15 protein-coding genes and 1 pseudogene are annotated in these 16293 nt (G+C 30.9%); 6 read left to right on the top strand and 10 right to left on the bottom strand.

The genetic code is table 11. The features are described 5' to 3' along the window. Positions 1 to 127: 127 nt before the first annotated feature. On the top strand, positions 128 to 3277 hold the full coding sequence (locus ACMC9J_RS07865) for a right-handed parallel beta-helix repeat-containing protein (RefSeq protein ID WP_427003183.1): 3150 nt from the start codon (positions 128 to 130) through the stop codon (positions 3275 to 3277). A gap of 54 nt (positions 3278 to 3331) precedes the next feature. On the opposite strand, the gene ACMC9J_RS07860 is transcribed toward ACMC9J_RS07865, so the two are convergent. From ACMC9J_RS07860 to ACMC9J_RS07845, 4 genes are read right to left on the bottom strand one after another with little or no spacing between them, the layout of a single operon-like run. Then, positions 3332 to 3550: a hypothetical protein gene (locus ACMC9J_RS07860; protein WP_019264198.1), complete on the bottom strand. Its 219-nt coding sequence runs from the start codon at positions 3548 to 3550 to the stop codon at positions 3332 to 3334. Positions 3551 to 3560: 10 nt separating this feature from the next. Continuing rightward, complete coding sequence (gene rpiA, locus ACMC9J_RS07855; protein WP_304170547.1) at positions 3561 to 4226, bottom strand: ribose-5-phosphate isomerase RpiA; 666 nt, start codon at positions 4224 to 4226, stop codon at positions 3561 to 3563. An 18-nt stretch (positions 4227 to 4244) separates the two neighbouring features. After that, positions 4245 to 4682, bottom strand: coding sequence for a UPF0179 family protein (locus ACMC9J_RS07850; RefSeq protein WP_019264200.1), 438 nt, complete (start codon positions 4680 to 4682; stop codon positions 4245 to 4247). Continuing rightward, a complete protein-coding gene (locus tag ACMC9J_RS07845) occupies positions 4679 to 5725 on the bottom strand; it encodes an NAD(P)-dependent glycerol-1-phosphate dehydrogenase (RefSeq protein WP_019264201.1) in 1047 nt (348 codons plus the stop codon). Before ACMC9J_RS07845 ends, ACMC9J_RS07850 begins: the two co-directional genes overlap by 4 nt. 150 nt (positions 5726 to 5875) lie before the next feature. Between ACMC9J_RS07845 and proS the strand changes: the two genes are divergently transcribed. From proS to thiD, 3 genes are read left to right on the top strand one after another with little or no spacing between them, the layout of a single operon-like run. Beyond that, entirely contained in the window at positions 5876 to 7285 is a 1410-nt protein-coding gene (gene proS / locus ACMC9J_RS07840) for a proline--tRNA ligase (RefSeq protein ID WP_427003182.1), read from the top strand. Between the two features lie 10 nt (positions 7286 to 7295). Beyond that, positions 7296 to 7970, top strand: a complete 675-nt coding sequence (gene cofC, locus ACMC9J_RS07835; protein WP_019264203.1) for a 2-phospho-L-lactate guanylyltransferase — start codon at positions 7296 to 7298, stop codon at positions 7968 to 7970. Next, positions 7971 to 8711 carry a bifunctional hydroxymethylpyrimidine kinase/phosphomethylpyrimidine kinase gene (thiD, locus tag ACMC9J_RS07830; protein WP_427003181.1) on the top strand — a complete coding sequence of 247 codons (741 nt, stop codon included), beginning with the start codon at positions 7971 to 7973 and terminating at the stop codon, positions 8709 to 8711. 3 nt (positions 8712 to 8714) lie between these two features. On the opposite strand, the gene ACMC9J_RS07825 is transcribed toward thiD, so the two are convergent. Next, positions 8715 to 9473: an ABC transporter ATP-binding protein gene (locus tag ACMC9J_RS07825; protein WP_019264205.1), complete on the bottom strand. Its 759-nt coding sequence runs from the start codon at positions 9471 to 9473 to the stop codon at positions 8715 to 8717. Positions 9474 to 9483: 10 nt separating this feature from the next. Beyond that, on the bottom strand, positions 9484 to 10224 hold the full coding sequence (locus ACMC9J_RS07820; RefSeq protein ID WP_295871765.1) for an ABC transporter permease: 741 nt from the start codon (positions 10222 to 10224) through the stop codon (positions 9484 to 9486). A gap of 169 nt (positions 10225 to 10393) precedes the next feature. On the opposite strand from ACMC9J_RS07820, the gene ACMC9J_RS07815 reads away from it, so the two are divergent. After that, positions 10394 to 11329, top strand: coding sequence for a CPBP family intramembrane glutamic endopeptidase (locus ACMC9J_RS07815; protein WP_019264207.1), 936 nt, complete (start codon positions 10394 to 10396; stop codon positions 11327 to 11329). Positions 11330 to 11348: 19 nt separating this feature from the next. Here the strand turns inward: ACMC9J_RS07815 and ACMC9J_RS07810 are convergent, their stop codons facing one another. The 4 genes and pseudogenes from ACMC9J_RS07810 to ACMC9J_RS07795 form a co-directional block, all read right to left on the bottom strand. Further along, the gene (locus ACMC9J_RS07810; RefSeq protein WP_400246916.1) at positions 11349 to 13472 is read right to left on the bottom strand and encodes a heavy metal translocating P-type ATPase; all 2124 of its coding nucleotides are present in this window, start codon (positions 13470 to 13472) and stop codon (positions 11349 to 11351) included. Between the two features lie 10 nt (positions 13473 to 13482). Continuing rightward, positions 13483 to 13743: a DUF6110 family protein gene (locus tag ACMC9J_RS07805; protein WP_004034410.1), complete on the bottom strand. Its 261-nt coding sequence runs from the start codon at positions 13741 to 13743 to the stop codon at positions 13483 to 13485. Between the two features lie 172 nt (positions 13744 to 13915). Further along, positions 13916 to 14820, bottom strand: a pseudogene (locus ACMC9J_RS07800) (SPFH domain-containing protein). Positions 14821 to 14830: 10 nt separating this feature from the next. Then, on the bottom strand, positions 14831 to 15247 hold the full coding sequence (locus tag ACMC9J_RS07795) for an NfeD family protein (RefSeq protein ID WP_250416397.1): 417 nt from the start codon (positions 15245 to 15247) through the stop codon (positions 14831 to 14833). A gap of 152 nt (positions 15248 to 15399) precedes the next feature. Here ACMC9J_RS07795 and fdhD point away from each other — a divergent pair, with 152 nt between their 5' ends. After that, a complete protein-coding gene (gene fdhD / locus ACMC9J_RS07790) occupies positions 15400 to 16230 on the top strand; it encodes a formate dehydrogenase accessory sulfurtransferase FdhD (protein WP_427003180.1) in 831 nt (276 codons plus the stop codon). Positions 16231 to 16293: the final 63 nt, after the last annotated feature.

Here is a 16293-nt window from a genome sequence, read left to right as displayed (position 1 = left end):
ATGAAAAAATAACCATTTTTAAAGTAAATATAATTAAAATTCAAATCGAAATATTTATCATATCACCAAACAAAGGATATACCATTAAATACATAACGTATTTAATATCATTAAATGAGGTAGAATAATGAATAAAAAAGGATTGATATTATCCATATTCTTAGCATTCATTGTTATTTTATCTTCAGGCTCTGTTTTTGCAGAAGACATAAGTAATGCAACTTCTGACGACAGCGTTTCAAGTTCAATGACAAATAATGCAGTTTATGGGGAAGCAACAGCATCTTCCAATTATACTGTTCATACAGGTTCAAATAGTACAACTATTCAAAATACTATAAACAGTATGCATGACGGAGATGTATTGAATTTTGAAAAAGGTGAATATAAAGACATTTGCATATATATTGATAAAAATATTACTGTAAACGGTAATGGTGCACAATTAATTGGTTATCAAACACCAGGAATTAACAATACAAATATTCCAGACATTGTTAAAAACACAACAAAAACTGGCGGATATGGAATAACTAATTTTGCAACTGTTTATATTCTTAAAACAGCAAATGTAAAACTTAACGGATTAACCATGGTTGGTTTAAACAGTACAACTTATTCTAATGTGGTACTCTATGCATATCAAGCTAAAAATTTAGAAATACTTAATAATACTATAATAGGATCTTCATGGGGTATTTATTTACAAACTTGTGTAAATACTACAATAAATCAAAATACCATTAAAAATCAATCAACAACTGGTATTTTAAACTTTGGATCTGCAAAAAGTATAATAAAAAATAATAAAGTTACAAATGCTATAAATCATGGTATTGACGTAAGACACGGAAGCGGACCAAATGTAACTGTATTCAACAACACAATTATCGGTTCAAAAGAAGGAATATACCTTATGCATTCCGGAGGACACAATGTATATAACAACACCATTATCAACTGTACCATCAGTTCAATAACCTGTTATGGTTCTTCTGATATTTATATATACAACAATACAATGTTCAAATCCAGAATGGGAGTATTGTTAGGTTCCGGATTTTCAAATATCACCATTGGTGAAAATACCTATAAATTAGCTAATTTACCTTACCCACCTACTTTTGTATATTATGTAGGAATTGCAGATTCTGCATATCAAAGTCCACAAAGTGTAAGTGGAACTTATAGTGATATCAGTACTTACTCTCCAGCATATACCAATAAAACTGACATTGAAACTCCTAAAGACATTGTAATTGATTATAGTGGAATATTAAAACCTACCGGAACTACATATACTGTTCCTGTCGGCACCACAAGTGAAAATATTCAAAAAATGATTGATTCAATGAAAGAGGGTGACACTTTATCATTTGAAAAAAACGGAATTTATGAAAATATTTGTATTTATGTTGATAAAAACATTAAAATACTTGGAAACAACGCAACATTAATCGGATATGAAACAAAAGGAGTTAATAACACCAATATTCCTTCAAAAGTATGGAAAAAAACCAATGAAGGAGGATACGGTTGTGTTTACTTATCAGTATTATATTTATTCAATACTGATAATGCAGTTGTATCTGATTTAAACATCGTTGGAAAAGCTCCAGGATATAATCCAAATACTGTTAGTACAACCACTGACGAATATAAAACCACTTCACTTTACTCAGAATCTAATAAAAACATAACAATTACCAATTGTGATGTTAAAGGATCTTCATGGGGTATTTTCTTACAATACAATAAAAATGCTGTTATTACAAATAACAACATCCATGACCAATACACCACTGGATTAATAAACTTTGGATCAGCTAACAGCATTATTGCAAATAACACAGTTACCAATGCTGTAAACCACGGTATTGACGTAAGACACGGAACCGGACCAAATGTAACTGTATTCAACAACATAGTTATCGGTTCAAAAGAAGGAATATACCTTATGCACTCTTCCGGACACAAAGTATACAATAACACTATTATTAAATGTACTTTAAGCTCCATAACTGCATACGGTTCAGGTAATGAAGCAATATTCAACAACACATTAACAGGAAGTAGAATAGGCATAATTGTTGGTGGTGGATACTACAATGTAACTATCAGTAATAATAATTACAATTTAGACAGATTACCATTCCCTCCATCATTCCCATATTACATTGTTCAAGCAGATAATAAATACCAAGATGCTGACAAAGCACAAGGAACTTACTATGACTCTGCAAAAGAACCACAAGCAGTTATTATCGTTGATGATGTTACAATGTATTATAAAAATGGAACTAAATTACATATTAATTTAAAAGACAATAACGGATACAACTTAGCTAAAACCAATATTACAGTTACTATAAATGGTGTTTCTTACAACAAAACCACTGATGACAAGGGTGTTGTTGAAATGAACATTTATTTAAGACCTGGAGTATATACTGCAACAGTTGCTTATGCTGGAAATAAAACACTTGGAGCAAACTCTGTAGATGCCAAAATTACTGTTTTATCAACTATAACTGGAAATAACATAACTAAAATGTATCAAAATGGAACTCAATTCTTTGCTACATTTGTAAATGGCCAAGGAAAAATATTAGCTAATACAAATGTTACATTTAATATCCATGGTGTATTCTACACTAAACAAACTGATGCTAACGGAACAGCTAAGATGAATATTATGTTAAGACCTGGTCATTATATTTTAACTGCATATAATCCTGTTAATGGTGATGAACAAGGATTCAGTATAGATGTTAAATCTTTAGTTGAAGCTAGTGATTTAACTAAATATTACTTAAATGCATCTAAATTCCAAGCAACAATTTATAACAAAGACGGTTCTTTAGCAGTAGATAAAAATGTAACCTTTAACATAAACGGTGTTTTCTACACAAAAACCACTGATAAAAACGGTGCTGCAAGCTTAGGAATAGCTTTAAGACCTGAAAACTATACTATTACAACTATGGTTGACGGTTTGGATATTGGAAACAAAGTCACTGTATTACCGACTTTAGTAACTAAAGATTTAGATATGAAATACTTAGACGGCAGTAACTTCACTGCACAAACTTTAGATGGTCAAGGTAAGCCATTAGCTAACCAGAATGTATCATTTAATGTAAATGGTGTCTTCTATCACAAAGTCACTAATAAAGATGGTATTGCAAGCTTAGGAATCAGATTAATGAGTGGTGAATACATTATAACTTCCTACTGGAATGATTTCCAAACTGGAAACACAATAAAAATAGCTTAAAAAGAGGTTAAAAACCTCTAATTTTTTCTTTTTTTCAAAAAAATAATTTTAAAATCAGTAACTGTTTCTTCTGGAATAAGCTATATAGACAATGAATATTCCTATTAAAAGAAGAACAATTTGTGGAAATATTGCAAATAAAACAACTGGAATCAATTTTAATTCTGCTAAAATCCATAAAAGAGCATAAATTATAATTAAAATTCCCATAAGCATAGCTATTTTATTAGCTATTTCCTTAAAATCATATGGAATTCCACCCGGTATTGGCATTATAACACCTTTACAATTCTTTTATACCATCAGAAGTACCAATTATAACTTTATCAACCATCTGAGTAAAAATACCATTTTCAACAACACCTGGAATAGAATTCAAATCTATTTCCATATGCATCGGGCTTTCTATTTTTTCAAATTTGGCATCAATGACAAAATTTCCATTATCTGTTATGACCGGTCCGTCTTTACGCTCACCCATTCTTATTTCACATTTTGCACCCATATCTTCCAAAGTTTGTATAACAACACGTGATGCATCAGGAATTACTTCTACAGGTACTGGGAAGTTTCCAATTTCTTCAACATATTTAGATTCATCTACAATTACAATAAATTTCTTTGCAGCATAATCTACAATTTTTTCTTTAGTGTGAGCTGCTCCTCCGCCTTTAATAAGATTAAGGTTTTTATCTACTTCATCTGCACCGTCAACAGCCAAATCAATGTCATATTCTTCCAAGCTGGTAATTGGTATGTTCCATTGTTTAGCAAGCAGTAATGATTGAAAAGATGTAGGAATTCCCATAACATTTATTCCTTCATCAGCTATTCTTTTACCTACTGCTTCAATGAAATAATGAGTTGTAGATCCTGTTCCAAGTCCTAAGACATCTCCATCTGTAACATATTCTGCTGCTTTATAACCTGCTTCTTTTTTAAGATTCATATTAACATATCCTTATTTTTAAATAACAAAACCTAATGTAAGTTTATTAAGTTTATATCCTTTTTTACATTCACCTTTATGTTTTCCATGATTTTTTAAAACAATACATTTGTCCCCATCAACTAATCCTTCAGGGAAGCAATAATCATGATATTCACATTCTTCGTCACAATCAACAGATTCATAAGAAAATGTAGACCCTTCAAAAACACTTTTTGAGGAAGAAAGTAATGTTATATTAGACCTGTCAACTTCTACCGGAATAACTATATTTTCAGCATGAACTGGGCACTTTTGTTCATTATCACGAACATCAATGATTTTATATTTCCTATTTTTTTCTAAAGAGTCAACACAAGATGCTTTAAATCTACAACTTTCACATTCATCTACAGAACCATAAAAAATAAACTCATTACCCTTTTTTGCCAAATCTTTACCAATTAATGTAATCATTTTATCACTCCAGTTTTTAGAGCTAATTCATAAGCTGCATCTTCAGATATGCCATTATCTCCTAAAATAGTATATCTCTCCGGCCTAATAGTATGTGCCATTGTTAATGCATCAATAACATTTTCATCACTAATTCCCAATTCCTTAGCAGATGTTGGAGCCCCAACAGCTTTTAAACTATTTCTAATAAATTTCCAGTCCCCACCGTATAAATACATCATCAAAATAGTTCCAACACCACATTGTTCACCATGTAAACAAGGCTTATCTAAAATCTTATCTAAAGCATGGGAAAATGTGTGTTCTGATCCACTAGCCGGACGACTGGAACCTGCAATACTAATAGCCATTCCACTACTAAACAAAGTTTTAACAACAAGACGTGCACTTTCTTCCAAACCTGGTTTAATACTATCAACATTATCAGTAATCATTTTTGCAGACATTATAGATAATGATGCTGCAGATTCACTATATGGCTCATTTTTTAAACGATGAGCTAACTGCCAATCCTTAATAGCTGTAAAATTTGAAATCAAATCTGCACAACCTGCAGATAATAATCTAAAAGGCGAATTTGCAATAATTTTACTGTCAGCAATAACAGCTATTGGTGCATGGGCTTTAGCAGATGTTGCAGTTTTAGGATTTTTTATTGAAGCTAAAGGAGATACAATACCATCATGTGAAGCAGTAGTTGGCATTGAAACAAAAAATACATTTTTATCAAATGAAGCTAATTTAGCTACATCAATAACTTTTCCACCACCAACACCTAAAACAGTAGTATTCGGAGCAATCATTTCACTGACTTCATCTACTGAATCATAAGATACTTTCTCAACAATTTTAACATCTACTTCAATGTCCTTATCTTCAAGACTTTCAATAACATGTTTTGCTGCAATATCATATGTATTCGGACCTGTTAGAACTAAAACTTTATTGTCTAAATGTAAATCCTTACAAATTTCACCAGTTTCATATATAACATCCGGTCCGATGTATACTTCACGAGGCATTTGTATTTTTCTAGTATTCATAATATCTCCCAAACATATTATACATTTGTATATTTTTAATTAGTAGTTATAAATAGCTTATCATTTAGGTATGACAAAATTTTCTTTAAATAGATTTAATAGGCATTAACAACTGATATATAATTATTATAAAAATTTAATTAAGGTGATATGGTGGAAAATTTTAGTGAATGGTTTCATGACATATTAGAAGAAGCTAACATAACTGATTCAAGATATCCTATTAAAGGAATGGCTGTATGGATGCCTTACGGTTTCCAAATAAGAAAATATACAACAAATCTAATAAAAGAAGTATATGATCGTGATCATGAAGAAGTTTTATTTCCACTTCTTGTTCCAGAAACAGAACTAGCTAAAGAAGGATTGCATGTAAAAGGATTTGAAGATGAAGTTTACTGGGTTACTCATGGAGGTAAAACTCAATTAAATGAGAAATTAGCCTTAAGACCAACTAGTGAAACATCAATCTATCCAATGTACTCACTATGGATCAGGTCCCATATTGATTTGCCATTGAAATATTATCAAATTGTAAATACATTCAGATATGAAACAAAACATACAAGACCACTTATTCGTGTTCGTGAGATTACTACCTTTAAGGAAGCACATACTGCTCATGCAAGCAAAGAAGAGGCAGATATTCAGGTTCAGGAACATATTGAAAACTATAAAGAAATCTTTGATACATTAGGTATCCCGTATACTTTAACTAAAAGACCTGAATGGGACAAATTCCCAGGTGCAGATTATACTATGGCTTTTGATGCAATAATGCCAGACGGAAAAACCCTGCAAATCGGTACTATCCATAATCTAGGTCAAACATTTGCAAAAACCTTCGATATAACCTTTGAAGATAAAGACGGAGAACATAAACTGGTTTATCAAACTTGTGCAGGTTTATCTGACAGAGTAATAGCTTCTGCAATCGGAATTCATGGAGATGAAAAAGGATTACGTCTTCCACCGGAAATTTCACCAAAACAAATAACAATCATTCCTATTTTATTTAAAAAAGGAAAAGAAGAAGTTTTAGCTAAATGTGAAGAACTTAAAAAAGAGTTTGAATCTGCAGGATTACGTGTAAATATTGATGACAGAGACATCAGACCAGGTAAAAAATTCTATGACTGGGAATTAAAAGGAACTCCAATAAAACTTGAATTAGGTCCTAGAGATTTAGAAAACAACAAAACAATAGCTATGCGTAGAGATAAACTGGAAAAAATTGAACTTGATTTAAATGAAAATCTTGTTGGCAATGTAATTAGTTTAATTGATGAATTAAATGAAAACCTTGCTGAAAGTGCAAAAGAATTCCATAAAGACCACATTAAATTTGCATCTGACATTGATGAAGTTAAAGAGTTAATTGAAGCAGGAAATGTTGTAGCAGTTAACTGGTGTGGAGATACTGCCTGCGGACAAAAAATAGAAGAAATCACTGGTTATTCTGTTTTAGGTATCTATGAAGAACTTGAAGGAAAAAGTAAAAAATGCATAATCAGTGATGAAGATGCTAAATATGTTGCATTAATAGCTAAAACTTACTAGAGATGAAAATATGGATGACATTTATGGAATAATACCTGTCAGCAAATTTAAAGAATGCAAAACCAGATTATCTCCATTTTTAAGTGAAGATGAAAGGGAAAAACTCCTGAAAGTTATGCTTAAAGATGTTACTGATACTTTAAGGAAATATACTGATAAAATAATTATAATCAGTGCTGATGAAGATGTTTTAGAATATGCTAAAAGCTTAAACTTAAGTGTTTTAAAAGAAAATGAAAACTCAAATTTAAATAAAGCATTAAAACAGGCTATGGAATACTGTAAAGGCAAAACTAAAAAAGTAATCATAATGCCATCTGACATTCCCCTCATCGGTAAAACCAACCTTAAAATGGTAATCGATTCAAGTAAACAGCTTGATTTCATCATTATTCCTTCAAAAGGAGGGGGAACAAACACTATAATTATGAAACCACTGGCTATCAGAACTAAATTTGGAGATTTCAGTTATAAGGAACATGTAAATGCTGCAGACAGGAAAAACTTAAATCCTCAAGTTCACGACTCATTATTTATGGCTCTGGATGTTAATACAACTGAAGATTTAGGAGAAATAATGGTTCATGGTGAAAATACTGAAACCAGACGTTATTTAAAAGAGTTAAAAATAAATGTTGAGTCAGTACATGGCAGCGAACGTTTGAGAGTCACAAGAGGCAGTTAAATGATTGTAATGTCAATAGCTGGCGTTGATCCATCTGGAGGAGCAGGTATTTTTGCAGATATCAAAACATTTCAGGCACTTGGTGTTTATGGAACTGGAATTGTAACTGCACTTACTGCCCAAAATCCTCAAAAGATGTACTCTCTAAAAGCTATTGAAACCAGCTATGTTGAAGAGCAGATTGATGCTGTTTTAGACACCTACAATGTTGAATATATTAAAACAGGAATGTTATATTCAACTGATATCATCAAGTCCGTTTCTAAAAAAATCAGAGAATATAATCTGAAAGCTGTTGTTGATCCGGTTATGGTATCAACATCCGGAGGAGAATTAGCTAAAAATGATTTAAGTCAGAATTTACTTAAATATTTACTTCCAAAAGCTATTCTTACAACTCCAAATGTTTCTGAAGCTGAAAAATTAACAAATATTAAAATTACTAATGAAGAAGAAGCTAAAAAAGCTTGTGAAAAATTAGGAAAAACCTGCAACAACATTATAACCGGTGGACATCTTAATGGGATAAATACTACATACATTGATGGAGCTATAAGTATTTTTAAACAAAAACTATTAAAAACAGATAATTTACACGGGAGCGGCTGTAACTTCTCAGCAGCTATTGTAAGTTATTTAAGTCAGAAAAACGACTTGAAAACAAGTATTTTAAAAGCTTCAGATTATACTTACGAAAGTATAAAAAATGGAAAATATGGAACCCTAATAGCAAAATTATAGCTATTAGAAATCTTCCACATTTAATTTATCAAGTACTTCTTCTTGAATTTCAATAAATTCTTTGGATTCTCTTTTTCTAAGTCTTGGCATATCTACATCAAAGATTTCTTTAATTTTACCCGGATTTTTGTCCATTATAACAATTTTATCTGCAAGATAAATTGCTTCATCAACATCATGAGTTACAAAAACAATTGTATTTTTAAATCTTTTCCAAACTCCAATCAGCTGTTCCTGAAGCATGTGTCTATTTTGCATATCCAATGCAGAAAATGGTTCATCCATTAGTAAAATAGGTGAATGATTAAGCAAAGATCTAATAATTGCAACTCTTTGTTTCATACCACCTGAAAGTTCATGTGGATAACTATCTTTAAAGTCAATTAAACCTACACTTTCAAGATATCTTTCTGCAGCCTTAAGATTTTCCTCTTTAGTTCTGTCTTTTTTGAGATTAAGGCCGAACATCACATTTTCCAAAACTGTCAACCATGGAAATAAGGAATATTGCTGAAAAATAACTGCTCTGTCACCAGATGGTTTTTTAACAGTTTCACCATCTGCTATAACTTCCCCAGAAGTTGGTTGGTCAAGCCCAGCTATCAAACGAAGCAGAGTTGTTTTACCGCAACCGGAAGGGCCTAAAAGACAAACGAATTCACCATCTTCAATATTTAAATTAACATCATCTAAAACTTTTATATCATGATCCAAACCGCGACCATGAAAAGATTTATTTATATTTTTAATTTCAATTGCCATTTTAAACTACCTACCAGAATACTCTTTTTTCTATAAGTCCGAAGACATAATCAAGGACTAAACCAATTAAACCAATAACCAACATACCTACAACAGTAGTACCAGTATCAAATAAATTTGTAGCTGTTAAAATTAAATATCCTAAACCGCTACTTGAACCAATCATCTCTGCAGAAATAGTACACATCAATGCTATTCCCACACCAACTTTAAGTCCGGAAACTATAGGAGGCACTGCAGAAGGTAAAATAACCTTTGTAAGCACTGTTTTATCATCTGCACCTAATGTTTGTGCAGATTCAATTAAAACTTTATCAGTTCTTTTAACTCCGTCAATTGTGTAAATAAGAATTGGAAAAACACATCCTATAAAAATAATAAATATAGCCGGAGCAGTTCCAATTCCAAACCACAATATTGAAAATGGAATCCATGCTATCGGAGGTATTGGCCTTAATATACTAATTACAAAACTGCATAAAGTTTCCAACTTACTATACCATCCAAGCAATATTCCTAAAGGAATAGCTACAACAGATGCAAGTGCCATACCACCAAATACTTTAAATAAAGTATCCATAGTGTCAACAAAAAGTTCTCCAGATTGTATTATATTCCAAGCAGAATGACAAACACTGCCCGGACTTGGTAAGAAATAAGGATTAACTAACTCTAAAACAGAAGTTATGATATACCAGATAATTATAATAAAAATTGGTAAAATTATCGGTGTGAACTTATCTTTATTCATTAAATCACTTACATAAAATTTTTTTTACAATTATTAATATTGAATGTATATTTATATAAATATTTCACATGATTTTAAGTAGATAATCACAAATCAAAATTGTATCCAAAGGTATATATACTGCAAAAAGTAAAATAAATGTTACATACAATAAAAGTGAGGTGTAGCTTTGGAAGCAAATAGAAGATTTTTTTCAAAGATTGGATTTAATTATTTTGCACTTGGAATAATCATATTTGTGCTGAATATATTCATCGGATTACTCATAAGCATAATTAATCCAAATCTTTTATCTAATCAAACAATGATGACATTTTTCTCAGCTATTTGGACTTATCTCTTACCTTTACCAATATTTATTTATATAATGAGAAAAACAGAAGCAAAAACTCTTGAAAAACATAAAATGACCATTAAAACATTTATAATATGTATATCCATTACAATGTTTTTAATGTGGATCGGAAATATGATGGGAGTTATTACAACTGCAGGAATCGGCTCATTGATACAGCATGAAGTAGCTAATCCAATTAATGATGTAATAAACAATTCCGGTTTAATTGCAAACCTAATTATAATAACTATAATAGCTCCAATATTTGAAGAACTCATATTTAGAAAGTTATTAATTGACAGAACTATAAAATACGGAGGTACAATTTCAGTACTGCTTTCAGGATTATTATTTGCATTTTTCCATGGAAATTTAAGTCAATTTTTCTATGCATTCCTTCTTGGAGGATTCTTTGCAATAATCTACATAAAAACAGGACAAATCAAATATACAATTGGATTACACATGATTATAAATTTCATAGGATCAGTTGTCAGCTTATTTGTCTCACAACCATTATTAGATTTAGCTAATGGAAGTGTAATTTCACCAACAAGTGCATTTGGCGTTATTTTATACATATTAATAACTTTAGGATTAACAGTTATGGGTTTAATCTACTCCATCAAGTATTTTGATAAAATCAGATTTGACGGAAGTGAAAAAGAAATAATTCTAAAAAATCCGGCCAGTACAATCCTTTTAAATCCGGGAATAATTTGTTTTATATTACTGATGTCCTATACCATATTTACATCAATAGCTTAAAAAAAATAAATTAAGAAGTTTATGCAGTTTCTACTACATTAACTTCTATTTCTCTTGGTTCTTTTAATACAGAACGTGTACTTAAAGCTCCCAAAAGCATAGTTGATAAATTATGTATCAGTGAAGATGTAGAAGGAGTTATAATTCCAAACATACCTAATGCAATTAAAGAACCGTTAATAGCAATTATACTATGATAATTAGTATCTATTTTATTTAACATACCAACACTTAATCTTCTAAGTGTTACTAAATCATATAAATCATCAGACAGTAAAGAAACATCTGCAACTTCTCTGGCAATATCTGAAGAGTTTTTCATTGAAACAGATACATCAGCAGCAGCCAATGCAGGAGAATCATTAATTCCATCTCCAACCATAATAATAGTTCTGCCTTCTTCTTTTAAACTTTCAACAATACTTGCTTTATCTTCAGGAAGCACCTGAGAGCGATATTCAGTTATGCCTAATGCTTCAGCACCACTTTTTGCACCACTTTCACTGTCTCCAGTTAACATGATGACATTTTCAATGCCTAATCTTTTAAGCTCTTCAATAACATCCTTAGCTTCTTCCCTTACAGGGTCGTTAATACATATAATGCCTTCAAGTTTATTGTCAATAGCTAAATAAACTACTGAATATTCACAAATCTTTTCATCGATGAGTTTTTCATCTTTTTTAGATATTTTTATGCCTTCATCATCAAACAGGAAGTGTCTGCTTCCTATAACAGCACGTTTGCCATTATAACTTGTTGCAATACCATGAGCTACAATGTATTCAACTTCACTATGGTCTTCCTCATGTTTTAGGCCTTCCTCTTCAGCTTGTTTTACAATAGCAGTAGCAATACTATGTGCAAAATGCTCTTCAATACATGCAGACATTCTTAAAATTTCATCTCTGGAATAATCTCCAAGAGAAATTACATCAACAACTTTTGGAGTTGCATTAGTAAGAGTTCCAGTTTTATCAAAGATTATTGTATCTGCAGTTGCGTATTTTTCAAGGAATTTTCCACCTTTAACCATCATCCTATTATCTGAAGCTTCTTTCATTGCTGAAATAACAGATAATGGAGTTGTTAATTTAAGTGCACATGAAAAATCAACCATTAAAACAGACAGTGCTTTTGTAGTATCCCTAGTTATTAAATAAGTAAGGAATGTTGTAAGGAAACTGTAAGGCACAATAGAGTCTGCCAATTCCTCAGCTTTACTTTGAGCATCTGCTTTCAATTCTTCTGAATTCTCAATAAGGTTGATAATTTTATTTAATCTGGTTTCTTTATCAAAAGAATAGACTTGAACAATTAAATTGCCCTCTTCGACAACGGTACCTGCGTGAACTGTTTTTCCAGGCATTTTATGGACAGCCAATGGTTCTCCAGTCATGGCTGCTTCATTAACCATTCCTTCACCATCAACAACTTTACCGTCCACAGGTATTACATCACCCATATGAACTTTAATTTTATCATCTTTGTTGATTTCAGATATAGGCTGTTGTATTTCCTCACCGTCTTCATTTACTACCCATACAGTATCAATATTTAAAGTTAAACTTTCTTTTAAAGTATTTTTTGTTTTTTGTAGTGTGTAGTCTTCAAGCAAATCAGAAATTGACAATAAGAACATCATGGAACTTGCCGGATCGAAATCTCTTTTAAGAAGTGATCCGGTAACTGCTGCTCCGTCAAGTAAAGCAACATCCACTCTGAAACTAGTTAAACTGTCTAAAGCATGCCATATATATTTAGCAGCTCTATAAACAGTCAATAAATTTCTAATTGGAATAGGCAATACAATTTTACTTAATACCCTTCTCACAAGCATACCTGATAAATTAACCCAAAAATTATTAGTTAGCTCATTTGAACTCATATACATATCCGGTTCAATTTCAACCAGATCATCAGCAGTTATTTTATCAAGTGCTTCAAAGACTTTATCTCTGTTTTTAACATCATCATAATAGATTAAAATACTTCCGTTTCTATGAGATGTAAAAACTTTTTTAATAAAATTATTTTCTAAAAGCAATGCAGAAATACCATAACCTTCTTTTTCAGTGAAGGCTGCTTGACCTGAACGAACTCTAATACGAGTTCCGTTATTATACATTACTTGGTATTTCATGTTTTAAACCTTATTCGTCATCTTCAACATAAATTGCTTTTTTATCATCTTTATTAGCATCAACAACAATGTCTTCTGCATTTTGAACCATGTCCTGGTAACATTCTTCAGCGTCTTTTTTTGCAGCTAAAACAGCAGCCATACCTTTAGTACAGCCTTCTTTTACTGCTTTAGATTCGAGGATTTTTTTACCTGCAATAGCTGCAGCTATTCCTCCAACAAAAATTAATGCATGTTTATGTTCCATTACTTTATCAATGTATTCTTCCATATTATTTCCTCCAAATATAATTATTATAAAACCTAATTTATTAGGTCTACCTAAAATTTATATCTGTCATATTATATAAATATATTAGGTATTCCTAAAAAAAATAATGTGGAAATTAAATAAATTTAAAAATAAGAAAAAATAAGAAAAAACAGATAAAAGAAGAATAAATTTATTCTTTTTTATCATCTTTAAATAATTCGGCAATACCTGCAACTGAACCTAAAACACCACTAGATTCAAGAGGTAAAAAGACTTTACTTGCTTTTCCATCAGCTATTTTCTCAAGAGATTCCAAATACTTAATAGCTATTAAACCATCATCAGGATTTCCTTCATGGATCGCAGCATATACTTTTTCAATAGCTGCTGCTTCCCCTTCCGCTCTAAGAATTGCAGCCTGTTTATCTGCTTCAGCCATTTTCTTAATAGATTCTGCATTACCTTCAGCTTCAAGAATAGTTGCTTGTTTATCTCCTTCAGACTTTTTAATTTCAGATTGTTTATAACCTTCAGCTTCAAGAATAGATGCTCTTTTCATCCTTTCAGCTTTCATTTGTTTACTCATTGCATCAACAATATCCTGAGGAGGTTCAATTTTTTGAATTTCAACACGAACAACTCTACTACCCCACTTATCAGTAGCCTCATCCAATACTTCACGTAATTCTGCATTAATCATTTCACGGGAAGTTAATGTTTGATCCAATTCCAAATCACCAATAATATTTCTTAAATTGGTTTGTGCAAGTTTGGTAATAGCCTGATAAAAGTCAACAACGTGATAAGTTGCATTAAAAGCATCTACCACTTCATAAAATATAACACAGTCTACAACAACAACAGTATTGTCTTTAGTAATAACTTCCTGAGGAGGTACATCTACAACCTGCTCTCTTAAATCTACTTTTTGCAATGTTTCAATAAATGGAATTAAAACAACAATTCCACTACCTACAGTTCTCTGATACTTACCTAATCTTTCAATAACCCTTTTTCATAAGGTCTTAAAATTTTAATACATTTAATTCCAATAATGGCCAACAATATAACAATTAAAATTGCTATTTCAATCATATTATCCTCCCTAATCTATTTTTTTAACAATTAACTTAATGCTATCAATTCCAATAACTTCCACTTTATCATTAATGTTTAAGTCATCTTCACTATATCCGGACCATTCTTCACCAGCTACTTTAATAACAACATTAGTTTTATTTAATTTCTTTAAAACAACACCTTTCTGCCCAATAAGTCTTTCAGCCGTTGCATTTTTACCTGCTTTTTTTGTTACTTTTTTAGCAAACTTTCTAGTGGATAATATTAAAATAAATGAAGAAACTGCAAATCCAATAAACTGAATATATGGATTAAAGCCTAAATAATTCAATATTATAGCTACAATTGATCCTACACCAAACCATACTAAAAAAAAGCTAGCAGTAACTAATTCCATTATAAAAAAGACAACCATCAAAGTTATCCAAATATAAATATCCATATGAATCTTTTTTAATATTTTTTATAGCTATTTGTTTAGCTATCATATAATTTATTTGTAATTTATTATACTTAATAATTAAGGATGATTTTCATAAAAGAGATAATTTAAATATAACAATTGTTAATAATATCTGCTAAGAGGCAGTTCATATGGAATTTATCAAAACAATGAATGCAATTAAATGGAAATATGAAAATTATGAAAAAACAGAAGAAAAAACTGCTAAAGATGAATATGCTTATTTATTTATTGACTGTCTACCTCCAAGAAAGTTTTCAGTTTATCCAAAAAACTTAGATGACTTTGCAATGGGATATTGTCTTGGAGAAGGTTTAATAAAAACAAATAATGATATAAAAGATATAAAAGTAAGTGAAACAAATGTATTAGTTAAAACTCGTCTTAACCATACTCCTGAAGAGGACTTTGAGCAGGAAGGAATAGTCCAAAAAAGAAAAGGAGATTGTGAGCATGCCTGTGTTTGCAGATTACTTGAATATCATGGAGTAAATTCCGATAATGCCGGAGGAATCAGATCCCAATTAAAAACAATAACTCCAAATAATTCCACTTTAAAAATTGATGCAACACAAATTATAAAAGACATGGAAAATTTAAAAGAAAATGCTAAAATTTGGCAAGAAACAGGCAGTGTTCATGCAGCTCAATTAATTTATAAAGATAAAAGCATTATAAGAGAAGATGTTAGCAGACATGTAGCTGTAGATAAAGTTATTGGAGCTGCTTTTAAACTAGGATACGATTTAACACAATCATACCTTACATACAGTGGAAGAATGCCTGCAGATATGCTTATAAAAGTAATAAGAGTGGGAATTCCAATTAACATATCTAATGCAGCACCTGCAGCTTCAGGATATGAAATAGCTGAAAAAGGCGATATAACCATGGTTGGTTTTGTTAGAAATAACAGATTTAATCTCTACAGTGCTCCGCAGAGAATAAATCTTGAAAAATAAAAGAGGTATTTTTTTCTATTGTGTTTCTAATTTTTTACAATTTAACTTTTATTCCCCCAAGCT

The organism is Methanobrevibacter intestini (assembly GCF_047402955.1).
Classification (GTDB): Archaea; Methanobacteriota; Methanobacteria; order Methanobacteriales; family Methanobacteriaceae; genus Methanocatella; species Methanocatella intestini.
Note: the sequence above shows the minus strand (reverse complement) of the source record. Positions and strands in the feature narration are given on the sequence as shown.